The 20,384-nt window shown below is 64.5% G+C and carries 20 protein-coding genes and 2 pseudogenes; 7 read left to right on the top strand and 15 right to left on the bottom strand.

The annotated features are described in order from the left end of the window. Nucleotides 1-15 precede the first annotated feature (15 nt). Nucleotides 16-1,281, bottom strand: a complete 1,266-nt coding sequence (locus tag ACTHQV_RS06235; protein ID WP_440489004.1) for a sodium:proton exchanger — start codon at nt 1,279-1,281, stop codon at nt 16-18. Nucleotides 1,282-1,410: 129 nt separating this feature from the next. On the opposite strand from ACTHQV_RS06235, the gene ACTHQV_RS06230 reads away from it, so the two are divergent. From ACTHQV_RS06230 to ACTHQV_RS06220, 3 genes and pseudogenes are all read left to right on the top strand, one after another. Beyond that, nucleotides 1,411-1,809, top strand: a complete 399-nt coding sequence (locus tag ACTHQV_RS06230) for a MerR family transcriptional regulator (protein ID WP_145147252.1) — start codon at nt 1,411-1,413, stop codon at nt 1,807-1,809. A gap of 67 nt (nt 1,810-1,876) precedes the next feature. Beyond that, a complete protein-coding gene (locus ACTHQV_RS06225) occupies nt 1,877-2,650 on the top strand; it encodes a transporter (protein ID WP_162527094.1) in 774 nt (257 codons plus the stop codon). Between the two features lie 165 nt (nt 2,651-2,815). After that, nucleotides 2,816-3,175: pseudogene (locus ACTHQV_RS06220) on the top strand (retropepsin-like aspartic protease); the annotation flags it as partial. A gap of 528 nt (nt 3,176-3,703) precedes the next feature. On the opposite strand, the pseudogene ACTHQV_RS06215 reads toward ACTHQV_RS06220, so the two are convergent. The 13 genes and pseudogenes from ACTHQV_RS06215 to ACTHQV_RS06155 form a co-directional block, all read right to left on the bottom strand. Next, a pseudogene (locus tag ACTHQV_RS06215) lies at nt 3,704-5,284 on the bottom strand (efflux RND transporter permease subunit); the annotation flags it as partial. Further along, entirely contained in the window at nt 5,281-6,750 is a 1,470-nt protein-coding gene (locus tag ACTHQV_RS06210) for an efflux RND transporter periplasmic adaptor subunit (protein ID WP_440489002.1), read from the bottom strand. The gene ACTHQV_RS06210 and the pseudogene ACTHQV_RS06215, both read right to left, overlap by 4 nt. Continuing rightward, complete coding sequence (locus ACTHQV_RS06205; protein WP_440489399.1) at nt 6,747-7,961, bottom strand: TolC family protein; 1,215 nt, start codon at nt 7,959-7,961, stop codon at nt 6,747-6,749. The genes ACTHQV_RS06210 and ACTHQV_RS06205 overlap by 4 nt, the downstream gene beginning before the upstream one ends. Nucleotides 7,962-8,068: 107 nt before the next feature. Further along, a complete protein-coding gene (locus tag ACTHQV_RS06200; RefSeq protein ID WP_440489000.1) occupies nt 8,069-8,428 on the bottom strand; it encodes a hypothetical protein in 360 nt (119 codons plus the stop codon). A gap of 38 nt (nt 8,429-8,466) precedes the next feature. Then, nucleotides 8,467-8,913 carry a DUF411 domain-containing protein gene (locus ACTHQV_RS06195; RefSeq protein ID WP_440488999.1) on the bottom strand — a complete coding sequence of 149 codons (447 nt, stop codon included), beginning with the start codon at nt 8,911-8,913 and terminating at the stop codon, nt 8,467-8,469. A 58-nt stretch (nt 8,914-8,971) separates the two neighbouring features. Continuing rightward, entirely contained in the window at nt 8,972-9,346 is a 375-nt protein-coding gene (locus tag ACTHQV_RS06190; RefSeq protein WP_145147241.1) for a DUF305 domain-containing protein, read from the bottom strand. Nucleotides 9,347-9,427: 81 nt separating this feature from the next. Further along, on the bottom strand, nt 9,428-10,018 hold the full coding sequence (locus tag ACTHQV_RS06185) for a DUF305 domain-containing protein (protein ID WP_203234455.1): 591 nt from the start codon (nt 10,016-10,018) through the stop codon (nt 9,428-9,430). Beyond that, nucleotides 10,018-10,728 carry a PepSY domain-containing protein gene (locus ACTHQV_RS06180; protein WP_440489397.1) on the bottom strand — a complete coding sequence of 237 codons (711 nt, stop codon included), beginning with the start codon at nt 10,726-10,728 and terminating at the stop codon, nt 10,018-10,020. The genes ACTHQV_RS06185 and ACTHQV_RS06180 overlap by 1 nt, the downstream gene beginning before the upstream one ends. 35 nt (nt 10,729-10,763) lie before the next feature. Further along, the gene (locus tag ACTHQV_RS06175) at nt 10,764-11,909 is read right to left on the bottom strand and encodes a copper resistance protein B (RefSeq protein WP_440489396.1); all 1,146 of its coding nucleotides are present in this window, start codon (nt 11,907-11,909) and stop codon (nt 10,764-10,766) included. Between the two features lie 62 nt (nt 11,910-11,971). Beyond that, a complete protein-coding gene (locus ACTHQV_RS06170) occupies nt 11,972-13,948 on the bottom strand; it encodes a copper resistance system multicopper oxidase (RefSeq protein ID WP_440488998.1) in 1,977 nt (658 codons plus the stop codon). Between the two features lie 47 nt (nt 13,949-13,995). Further along, complete coding sequence (locus tag ACTHQV_RS06165; protein ID WP_440488996.1) at nt 13,996-14,589, bottom strand: RNA polymerase sigma factor; 594 nt, start codon at nt 14,587-14,589, stop codon at nt 13,996-13,998. Continuing rightward, a complete protein-coding gene (locus ACTHQV_RS06160) occupies nt 14,586-15,026 on the bottom strand; it encodes a periplasmic heavy metal sensor (RefSeq protein WP_440488994.1) in 441 nt (146 codons plus the stop codon). The genes ACTHQV_RS06165 and ACTHQV_RS06160 overlap by 4 nt, the downstream gene beginning before the upstream one ends. Then, entirely contained in the window at nt 15,023-15,295 is a 273-nt protein-coding gene (locus tag ACTHQV_RS06155; protein ID WP_440488993.1) for a hypothetical protein, read from the bottom strand. The genes ACTHQV_RS06160 and ACTHQV_RS06155 overlap by 4 nt, the downstream gene beginning before the upstream one ends. A 119-nt stretch (nt 15,296-15,414) precedes the next feature. Here ACTHQV_RS06155 and copC point away from each other — a divergent pair, with 119 nt between their 5' ends. Beyond that, nucleotides 15,415-15,786 (top strand): copper homeostasis periplasmic binding protein CopC, encoded by a 372-nt coding sequence (gene copC, locus ACTHQV_RS06150; RefSeq protein ID WP_440488992.1) that lies wholly within the window; start codon nt 15,415-15,417, stop codon nt 15,784-15,786. Between the two features lie 2 nt (nt 15,787-15,788). Further along, a complete protein-coding gene (copD, locus tag ACTHQV_RS06145) occupies nt 15,789-16,718 on the top strand; it encodes a copper homeostasis membrane protein CopD (RefSeq protein ID WP_440488991.1) in 930 nt (309 codons plus the stop codon). A 34-nt stretch (nt 16,719-16,752) separates the two neighbouring features. On the opposite strand, the gene ACTHQV_RS06140 is transcribed toward copD, so the two are convergent. Then, nucleotides 16,753-17,085: a four-helix bundle copper-binding protein gene (locus ACTHQV_RS06140; RefSeq protein ID WP_145147227.1), complete on the bottom strand. Its 333-nt coding sequence runs from the start codon at nt 17,083-17,085 to the stop codon at nt 16,753-16,755. A 415-nt stretch (nt 17,086-17,500) separates the two neighbouring features. On the opposite strand from ACTHQV_RS06140, the gene ACTHQV_RS06135 reads away from it, so the two are divergent. Both ACTHQV_RS06135 and cueR read left to right on the top strand, forming a co-directional pair. Next, nucleotides 17,501-19,762 (top strand): heavy metal translocating P-type ATPase, encoded by a 2,262-nt coding sequence (locus ACTHQV_RS06135; RefSeq protein WP_238995164.1) that lies wholly within the window; start codon nt 17,501-17,503, stop codon nt 19,760-19,762. Continuing rightward, nucleotides 19,759-20,154, top strand: a complete 396-nt coding sequence (cueR, locus tag ACTHQV_RS06130; protein ID WP_145147225.1) for a Cu(I)-responsive transcriptional regulator — start codon at nt 19,759-19,761, stop codon at nt 20,152-20,154. Before ACTHQV_RS06135 ends, cueR begins: the two co-directional genes overlap by 4 nt. The last annotated feature ends 230 nt before the right edge of the window (nt 20,155-20,384 follow it).

The following is a 20,384-nucleotide window of genomic DNA, read 5'->3' as shown; positions in this document are numbered from 1 at the left end:
CAGGGCGCAGCTGGCTTAGCCATACGGACGGGCTCGCCCCAACCCTCTGAACAGCGCGGCAAGAGCTTGGATGTTCGTCAGCATCAGGATCGCCGCCAGCGCCAGATAGCCCCAGCCCAGCCATGTCAGACTGCTGATGATGCGAGGCTCGTCACCTTGCCAGATTATCGCCAGTGCCACCTGAATGACAAAAAGGATCGCGAGGGCGGCCGCGCCCATCCAACTAAGCCGAAGGCGGAGCAGTAAGCCGATCCCGAACAGGGATTGAGCTGCCGTCAGAAAAAACTCCTCATGCTGACGTGCATCGAGTGGCAAGCTGGTGAGATGCCCTGCACCCAGACCGACCGCCAGCGGCAGCATGCCGACGAGGAGAGTCCACTGATTGATCTTGTCGGACATCATGGTTGCGAGCCCGGATTCAGCCCGAGCTGACATTACGAACAATGCTGCAACCACGACGGCAGGTGCTTCGCTCGCAAGCGGCGCAAGCCACTGTATCAGCAAGAACTCATCGAAGCCCAGCAGGCGGCCCGAGTCGATCATGGACTCGGCAAAGGGCTCTGCTGAGGCAAGGATGATTACGGCGGCAACGAGCGTCAGTGCCCCCATCGCAAGCCACTGACGCGTGGGCGAAAGCAGCAGCAGCGCAGCGGCCGGGCCTGGCTCGTCATCTTCGTCCTCCTCCTCGCCAGACTCCTTCCTGCTGGCCTGCCACATATACAGCCCGAACATCGCGATCAGGACGACGGTATCGATCGGGGTGATCCGACCCTTGGCCACGATCCAGAAGGCGTAGATGCTCGGAAGCAGAAGGAAGAGAATTTCGGTGCGATTGGCGGGGAGGAGCTGGATGGCGCGTTCCCGCGTGCGATACCAATGAAGTAGCACAAGTAGCGGCCAAGCAAGACCGACGAGCAGTCGGTTCGCGCCCGTCATGTTTGCCGCCGCATAATGTACGTAGTTGGAGCCCGGACTCGCACCTGCCGAGTAGGCGTAATAGAAGTCCACGGCATATTCGGGGAGAACGGTGATCAGGGCGATGATCGCTACGATCAGCCCCGCCGATATGCGCTTTTCAGCGGCTTCCGCCCCCCATGACAGAAGAAAGCCTGACGCAAGAATGGCAGCACCGAACGCTGCAGTGTCGAGCAGCGGATCAGGGCGCCAGCCTTCTATCCGCAAAATAACCGCCGGGACCATCGCTGCGCCGGCAATTGCTAGCAACACCACGAAACGGCCCAGGGACGGCGTGCGCTGGGCGCTGATCAGATCGCTTGGCACGGGCACCTCATTGTCAGAATTTTACAACCGCAGGCATCGCCTGTGCCGCATCATCAACCTTCCCTACATTCTACAGTAGCTGTAGAAGCAAGCGCATTGTAATCCCGGCAGCAGAAAGCGGGCATTCGAATGCAAATTGGCGAACTGGCGAAAGCCACCGCGACCAAGGTCACGACGATCCGCTTCTATGAGGGCATCGGCCTACTCGGCCGTCCCGCTCGCACGACCTCAGGCCGGCGCACTTACGGGGCGTCGGACACCGATCGTCTCAACTTCATACGAAACGGTAGGCGTCTCGGTTTTTCTATCGACGAGATCCGCTCCTTGCTCGCACTCGCCGATCAGCCAGACCGCGACTGTGGGGAAGCCACTGAGATCGCATCACGTCATCTCGCCGACGTCGAGGAGCGCCTTCGCCAGCTAGGCGCGCTGCGCGATGAACTGGCTGCAATGAGCGCAGCCGGATGTTCCGCCAAAACGATGGCCGAGTGTCGGGTTATCCAGGCTATCGCTGGACCAACCGCCTAACCCTGAACCGAGAACGGAAAATCACGTGATGCCACTACGGAGCCTCTGCGCCTCAACAGCCCTCCTGATGGTGGCGACAATCGGGATGGCAACGCCCGCTATGGCGGATCCGTCCGATGACTACATCAACGCCGATCGGCCTGGCATTGCGGACGGCAGCACAACCGTTGGAAAGAATCGCTTCCAACTGGAGACCGCAATCCAGGCCGAGTTTCGTCATGATGGCGATGAACACGAGCGGACAATCTTCTTTCCGACTCTGCTCCGCCTCGGCTTTGCCGATAAGGTCGAAGTGCGGATTGAGGGAAACACCTATTCATGGATGAGGCAGAAGGACCCCACCGATACATCACATTCGGATGGCTTCGCTCCCACGTCGATTGGGCTCAAGTACAACTTCGTTGATGCTCCGGAAGGCTCGAGGCAGGTCTCGCTCGGCGCAATTGCTCGAATCTTTCCACCGTCTGGCTCTGGAGAGTTCCGGAACAGCAAGACGACGGGAGATTTCAGGATGGCAGCCGACTGGGCGTTTGCCGACAACTGGTCGCTGAACCCCAACATCGGCGTTGGTGTCTTCCAGGACGACTCCAACCGCACCTATACGGCAGGGCTTGCGGCTGCCACGTTGAACTTCAATCCCAGTAAGACGCTGAACTTCTTCGTGGATACCGGCATCCAGGCTCCGGAGGAGAAGGGTGGCAGAGCGTCGGTCATCATCGATGCAGGCGTGGCTTACATCATCGGCCACGACATCCAGCTAGATCTCAGCGTCGGAACCGGCGTTGCCGGTTCAACGACGCCACATCCATTTCTCGCCGCTGGCTTCTCGAAGCGGTTTTAGGTGACCTCGCACCTCTCTCACATCGAGGCTTGCTCCTCCAGTGACTGTAGCATGTAAGTGAGACTGAACGCGCTACGAGAAGTAGGAATCGATTGAATTGTGGTGAAACGCAGCGTCGAAACGGCACCAAGCGGGCTGGTTGGTCGGCGGACTGCACTGGCTCGCATGGGTAGCGGAGTGATCGCGACATTGATGCCGTTTCGATCGTGGGGGCAGCCGGCCAACCGCCAGCAGCCTTGGCGAGGCTTCGCTGCGAAGCCGATTTGGCGCACCCTGAATATCGGAACAGGCGACACCCTGATCGCGACGGCAACCGTGTCCGGCGCCGTGATCGAGGCGGTCCTGGACAGCGGCAGCGGCGCAACGATGATCAGCAAACCGCTAGCCGCCAGGCTCGGCATGACCAAAATGGAACCGCGAAGGATCAACGGTCTGGGTGGCAAGGCCGAAGTTGGCCTGGTTCGCAACGTCGAGGTGGTGCTCGCCGGCCAGGCGCGTGTCCTGCCGTTCGCAATCGTGGCCGATCTCGGGGCGATCTCGGCCGCTTTCGGTCGACCGATCGATATGATGCTCGGAGCCGACGTCCTTGCCGGCGGCTGCGTTGCCCTGGACTTCGCAACCAGACGTTTCGCTTTTGAGAAATCGGGCAGCTTCGCTCCCAGCCCTGATTGGACGCCTTTGGTGCTCGGTCACGGCACCAGAAAAGAGCTGTTCGTGTTCGCGTCGGTTGCTGGTCTGGACCCGGTTCCGTTGATGCTCGACTTTGGCAGCTCGTCAGCCTTGATGTTGTCTGGGGCGTATGTTGAGGCCCAATCCCTCCTGGCCGGAAAGGCCAACTCGACAGCCGCTCTTGGCGGCGTCGAGGGGGTGCACATCGTCAAGACCTTCACCGCCGATAAGGTCAATCTGGGCACGCTCCAGGTAGCCTCCGTGCCGGCGATTGCCCATGATCGCTGGACATCCGAAAGCACCGTGGGAAACATCGGCATGCCGCTGTTGGGGCAATTCGATATCGTGCTCGACATTTCTCAGGGGCGATTGTGGTTGCGGCCTAGGGCGGTAGAGGCGGGTCAGGCTACGGTTGATGACATTATCCTGCTCGGCAGGAATGCGCCCACGGATCAGCCAGCCCATCAGCACCGGAACCAGCGTGATCGACAGAATGGCGGCTGCCGCCATCGCATAGCTCTTGGTGAAGGCGAGCGGTGCGAACAGCCGGCCTTCCTGAGCTTCCAGGGTGAAGACGGGCACGAACGAGAGCGTGATAATGACCAGGCTGAAGAACAGCGCCGGACCGACTTCCGCGGCAGCGTCTGTGATGACCTGCCACCGCTCCTCGCCGGCGAGCGCTCGGCCAGGGTGGTCATGCTCCCAATGCTCGATCCGCTTATGCGCGTTCTCGATCATGACGATGGCCGCATCCACCATCGCGCCGATTGCAATGGCAATACCGCCGAGAGACATGATGTTCGCGTTCACGCCCTGAACCCGCATGACGAGCAAGGCCGCGAGCACACCCAGCGGCAGGGTCACGATCGCGACCAAGGCCGATCGGACGTGCCACAGGAACAGCCCGCACACGATCGCGACGACAACAAACTCCTCGAGGAGCTTGCTAGACAGATTCTCGACCGCGCGATCGATCAGTTGCGACCGGTCGTAGGTGGTGACGACCTGCACGCCGGGGGGAAGGCTTCGCCTCAGCTCGACCAGCTTGGTTTTCACCGCCTCGATCGTCTCCCGGGCGTTCTTGCCTTGGCGCAGGATGACGACACCGCCCGCTACCTCTCCCTCGCCATTGAGATCCGCGATGCCCCGTCGCATCTCAGGGCCGATCTGGATGGTGGCGACGTCGCCCAACGTCACCGGGACACCGGCCCCGGCGACCCTCAGCGGAATTGCGCGGAAATCATCGACGGTACGAAGATAGCCCGACGCGCGAACCATATACTCCGCCCCACCCATCTCCAGCACCGAACCGCCCGCCTCCTGATTGGCGCGGCGGATGGCTTCCACCGTCTGGGCGTGGGTGACGCCTAGCGAAGCAAGCCGGGTCGGGTCGAGCAGCACCTGGTACTGCTTCACCATGCCCCCGATGCTGGCCACTTCAGCGACACCGGGGAGGGTTTTCAACTCGTAGCGCAGGAACCAGTCCTGCAGCGATCGAAGCTGAGACAAGTCGTGGCGGCCGCTGCGGTCCACCAACGCATATTCGTAGATCCAGCCCACACCGGTGGCGTCCGGGCCGAGGGCGGCCTGTGCCCCTTGTGGCAGCCGACCTTGAACCTGGCTCAGATATTCGAGCACGCGGGAGCGTGCCCAATACAGGTCCGTGCCCTCGTCGAAGATCACATAGACGTAGCTGTCGCCGAAGAAGGAATAGCCGCGCACGGTCTTGGCGCCGGGCACGGAGAGCATGGTAGTGGTCAGCGGATAGGTAACCTGGTTCTCCACGATCTGCGGCGCCTGGCCCGGCCAGCTTGTCCGGATGATGACCTGGGTATCCGATAGATCGGGCAAGGCATCGACGGGCGTGGCCCGCAGCGCGAACACGCCGGCGATGGCAAGTGCGAGCGCTGCCAGCACAACAAGGAACCGGTTGGCGACGGACCAGCGGATAATCTTGACGATCACCGGCTGCGCTCCTGCATGATGCGGCGCAGGGTCGGGCCTTCCGATGGCTGGTCGAAACCGAACCGAACACGATCTCCCTTCTTGTAGCCGCGCAGCAGGGCGGGATTGGCAACGCGGAAGCTCATCGTCATCGCCGGCCACCCGATCGCCGGCACTGGCTCATGAGACAGCGTTATCGAACTCGCGTCCAACGTCTCCACACGCCCGACTGTCTCATAGACTTGACCAGTCGCAGCCGACGGCTGTTTTGGTTGCGGCTTCGCTTCACCGCCGATCGGCCGCGCATCGAGGCCTGCAAGGCTGGCCTCGGAATCGATCAGGAACTGGCCGGATGCCACGACCTTCTCGCCCTCGGCGAGCCCCGCAAGAATTTCTGTTTTCCCGCCACCTTCGGTGCCTGTTCGCACTTCAGCGGGTCGGAACCGCCCGCCGGGGCCAGCGAGCATGACGAGCATGCGGCGACCGGTGCGGATCACGGCCTCGCTGGGCACGAGCAGCCTATCGCGTGAATCCTGCCCGAGTGCGACGCTGGCGAACATGCCCGGCCGAAGCCTGCCGCCTCTGTTGGCCAGTTCGATCCGCACGGTGATCGTGCGGGTTTCGGCCTGCGCCTGAGGCAGAATGGCAGTGATCCGGCCTGCGAAGGTCTCCCCCGGGAAAGCCGCAAGCGTGGCGGTTACGGGAGTACCGACGCGCAGCGTGCCGGCGCCCGCCTCGGGGACGGCCGCGTTCAGCCAGACAGTGCCGAGCCCGTTCACCTCGGCGACGGTCTGCCCCTGGGCCAAGGTCATCCCCTGCCGCACGCTCAGCGTTTTGATAACACCGCTAATCGGCGTGCGGATCGTCGTGCGTCCGCCGGTCGAGCCGGTCATGCCGAGGAGAGTCATGCGTTGGCGCGCAGCCCGTGTCAGGGCGGCATCGCCCGTGCGCCGAACCGCCTCGTACTCGGCTTGCGCACCCACCCACTCGGGGACGAGAAGGTCAGCGAGCGGCGCTCCGGCGGGTACCACGTCACCCGGTGCGCGTGAATAGACGCGTTGAACGAAGCCGGCGCTACGCACTTGGACGACGGCGAGGGTGCGCTCGTTGAAGTCGATGCTGCCCGTCACGGTCACTGAATTGCTGAGCGTCCCTCGCTCGGCCGACACGATCCGCGCTCCAAGGCGCTGGATGCTGCCAGCGTCGATGGTGACTCCCGGCGTGGCATTCGCGACGGCGCCATCATCGGCGTATCGGGGGATCGTCTTCATCCCCATCGACGAGAGACCCGGACCGTCATGATGCTCGGCCGGGATCATGGGGTCATACCAGTAGAGAATCTTGCGCTGGTCCGGTTGGGCCTGCTGCGCTGGCGAGCTGGCTGTGTTCCCAAGCCGCGCGATACCGAAACCGATGCCGCCCGCCAAAAGGGCAAGCGCACCCGCAGCAGTTGCGAGGCGGGCGCGGGTCATGTTCGTGCCGCTCATCGGTCGTCGCTCCCGAAGGTGATTGTGAGCCGGACCGCATCGGAAGCGACATCCGCCTCGCGATCGAGCGCCGTCAGTTCGGCATCTGCAAACGCAGCCTTGGCATCGATGACGTCGGTGAGGCTTGCCCTACCGGCCGAGTAGCTGGCCGTCTCTAATTCGGCTCGCTCCCTAGCGAGTGGAAGAAGTACGCGTTGCGCCCGCTGCCACTGACTGTGATGCATCTCATGGTCAGCCAGAGCGGCCTCGAGGTCGGCCGCGAGAGTACGTCGCGTTTCCTCGCGCTGCGCCTCCGCCTGCGCTTCAGCAGATTGCCGCGCCGCTATGCGCGGGTTCTGGCGTGACCGTGCGAAGAGCGGCAGGCTCATCGACACGCCGGCCGATATCATATCCCCATAGCGAGGATCGCGGCGCTGATACGCTACCTCGGCACCCCAATCCGGACGCTTCTCCGCCCGTGCTGCGTCCACATCGGCTTGGGCGCGACGAATGCCAGCGTCGGCAGAAACCATTTCGGGATGCTGCTCAAGCGCTGCCCGCAGGCGTACCGGCGCCAAGTCGATCGCCGGCACGTCTCCTGCGATCTCGGGAGCCTGTACGCCCGTCCAGCGGGCCAGCATGGCGCGGGCACGCGCAACTGCGGCTACCAGCTCGTCGCGTCGATCCTCTAGACCGGCAATGGCCTGATCGATCCCCAAGCTCTGAGCCGGCCGCGACGTGCCGGACGCAACTGCCGTTCGCGCGGCAGGTGGGAGTGCGCGCAGCGACCTGATGATCGCATCGATCGCTGCCAACCGTCGGCCGGCATAGGCAAGGTCGATCCATGCTTGTCCCGCGCCCAACCGGATCTGGCGGAGCTTGATCTCCTGGGATGCTTGAGCGGTAACGATTGCCGCCCGGGCCTGCGCCTGCGCGGCGTGGCGCTTCGCAAGGTTGGGCAAGTCCTGCTGAAAACCGACCCGCCCCATCGTCATGTCGTCACGCGACAGCGAAAAGGCGGGAGGTCCCGAAATGGGATAGTTATCGATCCCGATCGATAATCGGGGATCGGGAAGGCTCCCGGCAGCGCCGGCCTCCGCTTGGGCAGCCGTGACCCCCGCGCGTCCTGCGGCTGCTCCGGGGGCGTTTGCAACCGCCCCGCGTATCGCTTGGTCGTAAGTAAGAGATTCTGCGTGTGCGGCACTCGTTGAAAGCGCCGCCACGGCCAGCATCAAGGATGCGCGCATGGCTAAGTCCGTCTGGTGGGAGTGATACGATCACGCGCTCTCGCCCACGCCCCTTTGTGGGGACGCAGATGCAAGACCGCGATCGGGTCAGCTCAGACGGTGGGCGGTTGGAGTTCCGGCATTAGGTCGCGCCCGGCCAGGGGTGCATCCACGGCGCGGTAGGCGACGGGAGGCAGGGGAACGCGTGGTGCCGGCAAAGGGAGGCGGTCCTGGATGGTCATGGGGATCATGCATCCCATCTGAGCGATGCATGCGAGCGTAAGCCCTTTGCAGGGCTGCTCGTGCACGGCCTTCGGCATTCCCTCCATGCCGGCGCAGTCCATGCCGGACGGCATGGCATGGCTCGCTTCCATCTTCGGCGCGAGCGCCGGTCCCCCGGCATACGCAGCCTGCTGACCGAACAGGCCAAGCAGTGCTCCCAAGAGGAGGAAAAGGGAAAGATGACCTTTCACAGTCATACGGTCGGGCGTGGACGTGTGGGTGTCAACGACTATCCGCCGTGGTGGGCGAATACTCGCCGGCCACTCGGTCCGAACGCAACGACGTCGTAGGGCTGGGCCTTAAAGCCCGGCATTTCCATGCCCGGCGAGCCCATCGGCATCCCGGCAACCGCGAGCCCCGTCACACCCTTCGGGTGCGTTGCCAGAGCCCGCTTCATATCGGCGATCGGCACATGACCCTCGAAAGTCATGCCGTCGATGATGGCCGTGTGGCACGAGGCTAAGTCCGCAGGTACGCCCCGGGCCTTCATGAACGCGGGCCGGTTCGCGTCGTCGACGACGCGGACCGCGCGACCGAACTGAGCCTTCACCTGCTGCGCCCACTTCTCGCAACATGGGCAGCCCGGATCGCGATGCATCAGAACCGGCCCGGCAGCCACGGCTGCAACCGGCATGGCGAACGCTACAACAGCGGCGAGAAGGCGGGTGCGGGTCATATCTGTTCCTAGATGGCCGCGCCACGGCAGGCCAGCCCTGCGGTGAAGTGGTGGCCGATCACTGTGCAGCCTTGCCGTGCGCCCGCAGCCAGGTGTTCAGCTCGCCGACTTCCTTGTTCTGCTCGGCGATCGTCTTGGTCGCCATCATGCGAACCTTTGCGTCCTTGGTTTCGCGCAACACAATCTGCGACATGGCAATGCCACCGCGATGATGCTCGACCATTTTGCGGACCCAAGTCTCGGTCGCATCGGCACCCATGGCCGACATCATCTTCTGATGCATCTGCATTTCAGAGGGCGGATAGGGGTTCGCCGGCGTCGGCTGCATCATCTGACCGTGGTTCATGCCAGAATGATCCATGCTCTGCATCTGGGCGATGGCCGGGGCGGCGCCGAGTGCGGCCGCGAGGGCCAAAACAGTCATCTTCTTCATCGTGTCGCTCCTGTGTAAACACCCCCACTCACAGGAGAGATACGGGCGCGGCGACCGTATCCCTCACGCCCGTGATCGAATTCAGCGGATCGGCTGAAGGGTATTAACTCCTACGCTCTCATCAGTTTCAGGCGGGGGAGGGGGAACCTGCTTGTCACGATAGGAGGGTAGGTCGGGCGCATTCGCAGGCGTAGGATTTGCCTCGAGCCTGGCAATGGCCCGCTTCATCTGCGTGATCTCACGAACCTGGGCATCGATGATTCCGTCGGCCAGCTTGCGCACCTCGGGGTCTTTGATGTGCGCGCGCTCGCTCGTCAGGATCGCGATCGAGTGGTGCGGGATCATGGCTTTCATCCAGCTCACGTCGTCCACCGTTTCCTGGCTGCGGACGAGCCACAGCGCGAGCGCGAACACCACGATGCTACCCCCGATGATTGCGGCATTCGTCCGCTTGTTCTTGTACATCGACCACATGAAGAGGAGCATGATGATCGCCATCGTGGCGCCCATCACGAACGCCATCCAGAACCGTGTCTGGCTAAATTCGATATGCCCGAGGGCATAGACGTTCACGTACATCAACCCGAACATGACAACGGTCGAGGTCGCCACCATCGCTGCGAAGCGACCGTAGCCCATCTTCATGTCCATCTTGCCTTGGTGGTCATCCATCATGCGACTCCCTGTCTGGAAATATGCCCCCCGGCTTTGCGGCGCGCCCGTCTCGGCCAGCGCATGAAGAGAAGGATCGCGCCCGACACTGCGAAGACGAGACCGCCTGCGGCAAAGGCGTTGAGCCACGGCGTGTTGAACCGCTCGTGCTCGGTCCAATCCATGATGTGGAGGCCCCAGAAGAAGTCGTACAGCCGCCACGTTCCTGTCCGGACCGACGTGAGCCGTCCCGTGTCGGCCGCTACATAGATGCGGGTGGCGTCATCGTCGGCGAACGTGACACGCCAAGCTGGCAACGCCCCGCGATACTCGGTGCTGGCTCGTTCGACCCGCTCGATGGTGGGCGCAGGCACACCAGCCCCCCGATACGCCTTCTGAGCGATCGTCCTGGCTACCCTAGCATCCAATGGTGGAAGTGGTGCAGCCGTGCGAGCGTCCAGCAGACGGATGTGACCATCCACAAGCTGTGCCTCGACGATCGGCCGCCCGAGCAGCATGCGGTGCTGAAGCTGGCGGACCGGCGCTCCGGCCGAGGCGAGCAAGGCAGGCAACGGTGCGAAGCCTTGTGTGCTCGACAGCGCCGGCTCGGCGTTCCGTTCGATCCGATGATCGCCGTGCACGGTGTCGATTGGGAGCAGGCTCATCACAAGGCCGCTGGTGAACCAGACGATCGCCTGCGCACCAATCAGGAGAGCAAGCCAGCGGTGGATCTTGCTCGCTCCGAGGTGGAGGCGAAGCCGCGGGCTCAGAACCAGGTCCTCACGCCGGCGACGAAGCTGAAGCCGCCCGTGTCGTCACGCCGCGACCGCGAGAAGCGCGCCGTGTCGCCGAACTGCCGTTCCCACGACACGCCGATATAGGGCGCGAACTCACGGCGGCCCTCGTAGCGAAGCCGCAAACCGGCCTCCAGGTCCGTCAGCCCCGAGCCGATCCCGGTCTCCCGCACGTCCTGGGCCGCGAAGTTGGCCTCCACCCTGGGCTGGAGAACGAAGTAGTTGGTGATGCGCTGGTCGTAATAGCCCTCGGCGCGGGCGAGCACGTCGCCCTTGTCGGAGAGGAACAGCGCACCCTCGACCTCGAATTGATAGGGTGCCAAGCCCTCGATCCCGATCGTCGCATAGGTGCGCGAGGGATTGGGCTTGAAGTCGTAGCGGACGCCGGCCTGGAGGTTCCAATAGGGATCGAGGGCGTGGCTGTAGAGCGCCTGCAGCTCGGCGCTTTCCAGCGCCTTGCCGAAGCTCCCTTCGCCTTCCGACTTCAGCCAGAGCCGGTTCACATCGCCTCCGATCCAAGCCTCGCCATCCCAGCGATAGCCATCGCTTCCCTTGCGGGCCTGATACTCCGCGAGATTGAAGAGCACCTGATAATAGGTCATCCCGCCATGCTCGCGCCGCAGATCGTTCTCGCGCGAGCTGGCCATGGCATCCGCCCCCCAGAAGCGATCGGCGAGATGATCGCCGGACGGCGCGGGAGCGGGCTTGTTGCCCGGAGGAAGGTCGGTCCCGACCTTGGCGCCTGCCTGGCTACCCTCCATCGCCATACCGGGCATCGCGCTCATGTCATGCCCGGCATGCGGGTCCTGCCCCGCTGCTGCCGGGGAGCCCATACCGGGCATACCGGACATATCGTGGCCGGCGTGCGGGTCCTGGGCGGGCGCGGCCTGCTGCCCGCCCATGTACATGCCCTGCATCCCGCTCATGTCGTGACCGGCGTGCGGATCGGCCGTCCGAGCCGGTGCGGTCGGCGCACGACGGGGGGCCGCGCGCCGAACAGGGGCCTTCCGTTTGGCCGCAGGTTTCGCGGCTGCTTTCCGCGCGGGCTTGGGGGTCGCCTTGGCGGCGGGCTTCGCCGGCATGGTCATCCCCGGCATGTTGTGCATGGAATGATCCATGCTCTGCCCGAACACTGGGCTGGCGACTGCCGATGCGAGGCCGACAAGGAGGAGCGACCGCTTCACGCTGCTGCCTCCCCGGCCTTGCGGACCTGGACGACGCGCATCATCCCTGCGTGCATGTGGTAGAGCATGTGGCAGTGGAACGCCCAATCGCCTTCCTCGCCGGTCACGTCCCAGCTCACCGTGCCGCCTGGCTGGACGAGCACCGTATGCTTCCGGGGCGCGTATGCGCCTTTCCCCGTCACCAGATCAAAGAAGTGACCGTGGATGTGAATGGGGTGGCCCATCATCGTGTCGTTGATGAGGGTGACGCGCACCCGCTCGCCGTGCAGCAGGGTGATCGGATCGGGGCTCTCGGACAGCTTCTCGCCATCGAAGCCCCACATGTACCGTTCCATGTTGCCGGTCAGGTGGAGCTTGATCTCGCGCTCGGGTGCCCGCGTGTCGGGATTGCGGTCTAGGGCAACCAGATCGCGATAGGTCAGCACGCGGTGACCGACGTTCTCCAGTCCCTGACCTGGCTCGCCGGTGCGATCGACCGGCATGCCCGAAATGGTCTGGACACCCGGACCCTTCTTCACGCCCGGGGCCTTCGAAAAATCGCGCATGTTCATGCTGCCCATGTCCATGCCGGCCATCGACTGCCCATCCGTCATGCCCGGCATCGCACTGGACCCGTGATCCATCCCGGCCATCGCGCCACTCTGAGCTTGGGGCGCTGTCATCCCGGCCATGGCGCCAGCAGCAGCGCCGGCCCCGCCATGGTTCATCTGGGAATGGTCCATGCCCTGCATCGAACCGGCACCCGCTCCATGGTCCATCGTGCTGTGGTCCATGCCCGCCATTGATCCGGCCTGCGCGCCAGTCACACCGCTCTCCATGCCCTGCATGGAGCCGTGATCCATGGTGCTCATATCATGACCGCCCATGCCCATGTCTTTCATGGTCGCGAGCGGGCGCTTGCGCAGCGGTGGGACTTCGGCCGCCATGCCCTCGCGGGGTGCGAGCGTCGCGCGCGCCATGCCGGAGCGATCGACGCTTTCGCCCACTAGCGTATAGGCGCGCATGTCGGGCGGCGTGACGATCGCGTCATAGGTCTCGGCAGGACCGAACTGGAACTCGTCAATCTCGAGGGGGCGCACGTTCAAGCCATCGGCCGCGACGATCGTCATCGGCAGGCCGGGGATGCGGACGTTGAAGGTCGTCATGGACGATGCGTTGATGAAGCGGAGCCGCACCCGCTCACCCGGCCGGAACAGCGCTGTCCAATTGTCCTTGGGACCATGGCCGTTGACCAGATAGGTGTAGGTCGAGGCGGTCACGTCGGCGACGTCGGCGGGGTCCATCCGCATCTTGCCCCACATCAGCCGCTCTTTGAGCGGCTGATCCTTGCCCGCCAGCAGCCCGCTTAGGGTCTGGCGCTGGCGGTTGAAGTAGCCCGACTCCTTCTTGAGGCGGTCGAACAGATAGTGCGGGTGCTGGAAGCTGTGGTCGGACAGCACGATCACGTGCTCGCGATCGAACTGCACCGGGTCGGGGTTTTTGGGATCGATCAGGATCGGCCCGTAGTGCCCCTCCTGCTCCTGGAGCCCCGAGTGGCTGTGATACCAGTAGGTGCCGCTCTGGATGATCGGGAACTCGTAGGTGAAGGTCGAGCGCGCGGGGATGCCCGGGAAGTTGATGCCGGGCACACCGTCCATCTGGAAGGGCACCAACAGCCCATGCCAGTGGATTGACGTCTCCTCGTCAAGCTCGTTCATGACATGAAGGCGGACCTTCTGCCCCTCGCGCAAGCGAATGAGCGGCGCAGGCACGGTGCCGTTGATGCCGATCGCATGGCTCTGCCGCCCATCGATCATCATCATCTGATGCGCGACCTTCAGCGTGATGTCGTCGCCCGAGACCGTCGGCAATGGCTTGGCAATGCCCGCGGACACCGGCTGCGCCCACGCCGGCATGTACGCCGACAGCGCAAGGCCGCTTCCGGCTAAGGTGGCACCGCGCAGCACTTGGCGGCGGTCGAGTACGCGCGACATGGAAGCTCCTCGTAGGGTGGGACCGCTATCGGCCCGTCTCACCCCTTCTACGCGTCCCGCACGCCTATCCCTTGTCCGGCACCCAACTTTTCGAGGAGGCGCGAGCGGGCACGGTAGAGGCGGGTTTCGACAGCCTTCTGGCTGATCCCCAGCACCTCGGCGGTTTCGGCTTGGCTCATACCCTCGATGGTGCGCAGCACTAGAGCCTCTTTTAGATTCATGGGCAGAGCGGAAATGGCATCTGCTACCCGGTCCAACTCCTGGCGGTCGGCTGCGCCGTCGTCGATCGCCACCTGGTCGTCCACCACAGCTTCGGCCCGATGATCGATGGGGCCCGCAAAGGAGAAGAACCGGCGCACCGTGCGCTTTCGCGCCCAGTCACGACACTTGTTGATGGCGATCGTCGAAAGCCACGCCTTCATGGCGCGCTGCCCGTCGTAGCGCGAAAGAGCCTGGTGTGCGGCGACGAACGTCTCCTGCACGAGGTCGAGCGCTTCGTCCGGTTCGCCGACGCAGGCCCGCGCGAGCCGGAACACCGGCTGTTGGTAGCGCCGCACGATTTCGGCAAAAGCGGCGTGCCGACCTGCAATGCTGAGCGTCGCCAGCTCGCCATCGGACAGCGTGGTCCAGTCGAGGCTCACCCCTGGCCGTCGGTGAGCGCCTTCACCACCGCAGCATCGAATTGGGAGGTCTGATCGGCCCGCAGAAGCTGCCGCATGGCGAAGATGTGCGCCAACGTGGCCTTCTGCAGCTCGCCCATAGCGGCATGGCTCTGATCGACCGCGGCCGTGACCCGTGGGCCGTTGCCGTGCTCGGCCTCGATCGCCTCGGCGAGCCGGGCATTGGTCGCGCGCAGCTCCAGCTCGAGAGCGCGCCGTTGCACCGCGAACCGGTCCTCCAGAACCTTCAGCTTAGCCTGCTGATCGGCATTGAGTGCGAGCTTGTGGTGCAATACCTCGTGCAGGGCGGCACCCGGCTGCTTGGGATGGGGCAACAGCGCACGTCCGACGAACACGCCCCCGATCGCAGCGAGAAAGGCGAGCACGACACACAGAACGACGCGCTTGGTCGAGGTCACGGCTCGCCTATCAGCAAAGTCGAGGGTGCGAGCGGCGAGGCCCCGCCGAGCGGTGCGAGCGACACCGCTGGGCTCGCGGTCGCGGGAAGCTCCGCGCCGATCATGCCGATCGCCAATGCCGCAACCGTCACCACACCGATGCCGAGCCCGGTCTGTCGCACGACCGGCCGGGTGCCGATGCGCGCGAGAACACGTGCTTCGACGTCGTCCAGAGCGGCCGGAACAGGTGCTCCCGCCAACCTCGCCAACGCTCTGTCCAGATCATCCATGTTTTCCACTCCGCCCCTCTAACACTGGTTACGCAGCGCTGCCCATCATCCCTCACCGGTCGCGTGAGGGGTGCGCACCTGTGCCGCGTAGAATGGACAGAACACCACGGAGTAACCTCATGCGTCGCGCCCTAGTCCCTGCCGCCCTTGCCATTCTCGGGCTCGCCAGCGCCGCCCAGGCTCACCCTAAGTTGCTGTCCGCCTTACCGGCGCCGAACGCGACGGTCGCCAAGCCCGCGCGTCTCGCGCTTCGGTTCAGCGAAAAGCTTATGCCGAAGTTCTCGGGCGCGGATCTCATGATGACCGCGCATGGCGGCACCTTGCACCCGCCGATGAAGGTCGCAGCTGCAGCCGGAATTGCCAAGGATGGCCGCACGCTCATCGTCACACCCAAGGCGCCGCTCGCCGCGGGGCGCTACAGCGTCGCATGGCATGTGGTCTCGGCCGACACGCACAGGATCGCCGGGAACTTCGCCTTCGCGGTAAAGTAAGGGTGAACACCGACTGGCCGTTGATCGCAGTCCGCTTCGCGCTTTATGCGACGCTGAGCGGACTGTTCGGCCTGTCGGCATTCTGTCTCTACGGCCTCAAAGCAGGCGAGCGCGTCAACGCGCTCGCATTGCGCCCTTGGCTCCTCGGAAGCGGCGTGCTCGGCCTCCTGTTCTCCGGGATCGCCCTTGCGCTGCTCGCGGCATCGATGGCCGGGGCGCCGCCCTGGCCGATCGATCAGGAGGCGATCGGGATGCTCCTCTCCGGGTCCGCAATGGGCACAGCGTGGGAAGTGCGCGTGGCTGCGCTCGCGGTGGCCTCGATCGCGGCCCTCGTGGCAGCCGGTCGCGTTACTTTGCTCGGCCTAGTGGCGTTCGCTGCGGGCGTGGCGCTCGCCACGCTTGCCTGGACAGGGCACGGCGCGATGGACGAGGGCGCAGTCGGCTGGGTGCATCTGGGCGCGGACATTCTCCACCTGCTCGCTGGCGGGGCCTGGGCCGGAGCCCTGCTCGGGCTCGTGCTTCTCGTCGCCCGGCCGGTTGGCCGCATCGATGCCACCCATCTGACGCTGACGCACCGCGCACTGCAGAGGTTCGGCTTGGTGGGCACGATCCTGGTCGGCACGATCGCCGTCACCGGTATGGTCAATGCCTGGTTGCTGGTCGGCCTTGCCAATCTGCCGAACGTCACAGCTACGGTCTACGGCCAGCTTCTGATCGCCAAGCTCGCCCTCTTCGGCGCGATGCTCGCGCTTGCGTCGTTCAACCGCTTTCGGCTTACGCCGGCGTTCGAGCGCTCGATCACCGCGGTCGATCATCATGGCGCGCTTCGCGGCCTGCGGCGCAGCCTCGCAGTTGAGGCGAGCTGCGCAGTGGCGATCCTGGCGCTCGTCGCATGGCTGGGAACACTCGAACCGCCTGCTTCGGCGATGTGAGGGGCGGGCGGCCGAATGCCGCCCGCCTCGCCGCTCAGGCGGCCATCTTCTCGCATTCCTCGGCGCAACGGTTACAGGCCGCGACGCAATCCTCCATGCCGGCGAGCCCTTCGCAACTCGCCGCGCACGCCCGGCAAATCTCGGCGCACTCGCGGCAGATATGACGATGGTGTTCGGATTTGCGGGCCATGAAGTCGATCGCGACTGCGCAAATCTGCGCGCAATCGGCCATAATTTTCATGTGCTGCGGCTCGGCGTGCTTCCCACCTGCCTCAAGGCAGTGGTTCATCGCCATATAAAGACAGGTGATATGGCATTCGTGGCAGGCGTCCATGCACGCCTTCATCGCCGGGTCCATCTGATGCATCGGTCATTCTCCGTCTTATCCCCGCCCTAAAGGAGATACGCGCCAGATCGCACTTTCCCTCGCCTGCTTGGCCCTTTTCGAGGGGCAACGCCTTCGGCCGCGTAGCTCATATTAGGCGGCTTGGCCGCACGGTCGCGGGTTAAGCTCGACCTGGCCTTGACCCTGACACGGTGTCAGACCCTACATGCCTCCGGGTCGAAGGAGTTACGCCATGAACGATCCTCATTCTCATGCCCATACCGGGGGTTGCGGCAGCTCAGCAAAGTCAGCCGAGCCGGCTGCCGAGCCCGCTTCATGCTGCTCTGGGGCCTCTACCGCGTCAGTGCCAGTCGAACAGGCCGGCAAAATGGGTGGCTGCTGTTCGGGACCCAAGGTGCCCGGCGACGCGACCAAGGTAACGGACCCGGTGTGCGGCATGGCGGTCGATCCAGCGAAAACGGCGCACCATGCCGAGCACGCCGGCCATGAATATCATTTTTGCAGCGCCGGGTGCCGGACCAAGTTCTTGGCTGATCCGAACGCCTATCTCGGCGATAAGCCAAAACCTGAGCCAACAGCGACGCCAGGGGCGATGTGGACGTGCCCGATGCACCCGCAAGTCCGCCAGGAAGGGCCGGGGACGTGCCCTATCTGCGGCATGGCGCTCGAGCCCGAAGAACCGTCGCTCGACGACACACCCAACCCCGAGCTGGTCGACTTCACACGCCGGCTGTGGGTGGCCGGCGCACTGACGATCCCGCTCCTCGTCGTTTCGATGTTTGCCGAGATGCTCGGCATCAATGTCGTCAGCCCCACGGTCTCGCCGTGGGTCCAGCTCGCGCTAACCGCACCGATCGTGCTGTGGGCGGGCTTGCCGTTTTTCGAGCGAGGGTGGACCTCGATCCACACCCGCCATCTCAATATGTTCACGCTGATCGCAATCGGGGTCGGCGCGGCCTTCCTCTACAGCGTGGTCGCGACGCTCGCGCCAGGCCTGTTCCCCGCGACGTTCCGGATGCACGGTGGGATGGTTCCGGTCTATTACGAGGCGGCCGGCGTCGTGGTGACGCTGGTGCTGCTCGGGCAAGTGCTCGAGCTGCGCGCCAGGGCGGCAACCGGGCGCGCGATCCGAGCCCTCCTGGATCTCGCTCCCAAGACAGCTCGGCGGTTGCGGACTGACGGCTCCGAGGAAGAGGTCGGTCTTGCTGACGTCGCCGCTGGCGATCGGCTGCGGGTCCGTCCCGGCGAAGCGATTCCGGTCGATGGCGTGGTGGTCGAAGGCCGTTCGTCGGTCGATGAATCCATGCTCACCGGCGAACCCGCGCCAGTCCTCAAGGGCGTCGAAGCGGCTGTCACCGGGGGAACGGTGAACGGCACGGGCAGCCTGGTCATGGAAGCTCGCGCGGTCGGCTCGGATACGATGCTGGCGCGGATCGTCCGCATGGTCGCGGAAGCGCAGCGGAGCCGCGCCCCTATTCAGGCGGTCGCCGATCGGGTTTCGGGATGGTTCGTACCGCTGGTCGTGCTGATCTCGGTGGTGACGTTCGTGGTATGGTCGCTAGTCGGCCCTGAGCCGCGCATGGGCCATGCCCTGCTCAACGCTATCGCCGTGCTGGTCATCGCCTGTCCGTGCGCGCTCGGGCTCGCCACACCCATGTCGATCATGGTCGGCACCGGGCGGGGCGCGGCAGCCGGGGTGCTGGTCAAGAATGCGGAAGCCTTACAGGGGTTAGAGAAGGTTGATACGCTCGTCATCGACAAGACGGGCACGCTCACGGAAGGCAAGCCTAAGCTGGTCGCGATCGAGACTGTCGGCGCAGTCGCGGAAAACGACATGCTCGCGCTTGCCGCGGCCGCCGAAGGGCAATCCGAACACCCGCTCGCTCACGCGATCGTCGTTGCCGCTAAAGAGCGGGCATTGCAGCTCCGCACGGTAGCGGACTTCGCCTCGCAAACCGGCCTGGGTGTCAGCGCCACGGTCGACGGCCGCTCGGTCGTCATCGGCAATCCCGCGCAAATGAGCCGGATCGGCGCTGATCCCAAGCCGGTCGATGCCGCGGCTGATCGTCATCGTAGCGAGGGCGCAGGTGTCATCCTGGTCGCGATCGATGGGGCGCTCGCTGGCTTGCTGGCGGTCGCCGACCCGGTGCGGGCATCGGCACGCGACGCCATTGCCGCACTTCGCAAAAAGGGCTTGCGCGTCGTCATGCTCACCGGCGACAATCGTGGGACCGCGGATGCGGTCGCGCGCGCGGTAGGCGGTCTCGATGACGTGCGCGCCGATCTGCGGCCGGAAGACAAAGCGCGCATCATAGGCGAGCTGAAGGCAAGCGGCGCCAAGGTCGCGATGGCCGGCGACGGCATCAATGACGCCCCGGCGCTTGCCGCTGCGGACGTGGGCCTGGCGATGGGCACCGGAACGGACGTGGCGATCGAAAGCGCCGGCATGACGCTCACGCGCGGCGATTTGTCGGCGATCGTTCGGGCGCGCAAGCTCGCACACGCAACGATGCGCAACATCCGCCAGAACCTGTTCTTCTCGTTCTTGTTCAACGGCATCGGCGTGCCGGTTGCGGCCGGGGTGCTTTACCCCGTCGCCGGCATTCTGCTCTCGCCGATGCTAGCCGGTGCGGCGATGGCGCTCTCGTCTTTCACTGTCGTTCTGAACGCGCTGCGGCTCAACGCGGTGAAGTTGTGAACATCGGAGCGGCGTCGGACGCCAGCGGCGTCTCCCAGCGCATGATCCGCCACTATGAGAAGATCGGGCTCGTTCCCGCACCGCCACGGCGCGGGAGTGGGTATCGCGACTATAGCGAAGCGGACGTTCATCGGCTGCGCTTCATCGCCAACGCACGCGATTTGGGATTCCCTATCGATGACATTCGAGCGCTCCTCGGCCTCTGGTCGGACCGGGAGCGATCTAGTGCGGACGTGAAGACGGTAGCTGAGGCTAGGGTTGCCGAGCTTGCCCGGAAGATCGAGACCCTCGAAGGCATGCGGCGTTCGCTCGTGTATCTCGCGGGATCGTGCCACGGTGAGGATCGTCCAGACTGCCCGATCCTCGATCGCCTTGATGGAAGCGGGCGTTGAGATGTTGAACCGGAACCGGCGTGATAGTCCGATTTACGCCTTGGAACCCGGCAGAGGTCCGTCCCGCTTCGACCTCGACCCATGCTTTACCGTGTCTCGCAAGGCCGCGTTGGCGAGGGCAGGGTAATTCGAAAAAAGAGCAGCCCGTCCACGGACCCCATCCACCGTACGTCTCATCCCTTCGCAATCGTCGCTAGAGTTTGTCTGGCGGCCACGCGCTGGCGGAGCTC

Source organism: Sphingomonas sp. SAFR-052 (assembly GCF_051965015.1).
Lineage (GTDB): Bacteria > Pseudomonadota > Alphaproteobacteria > Sphingomonadales > Sphingomonadaceae > Sphingomonas.
Note: the sequence above shows the minus strand (reverse complement) of the source record. Positions and strands in the feature narration are given on the sequence as shown.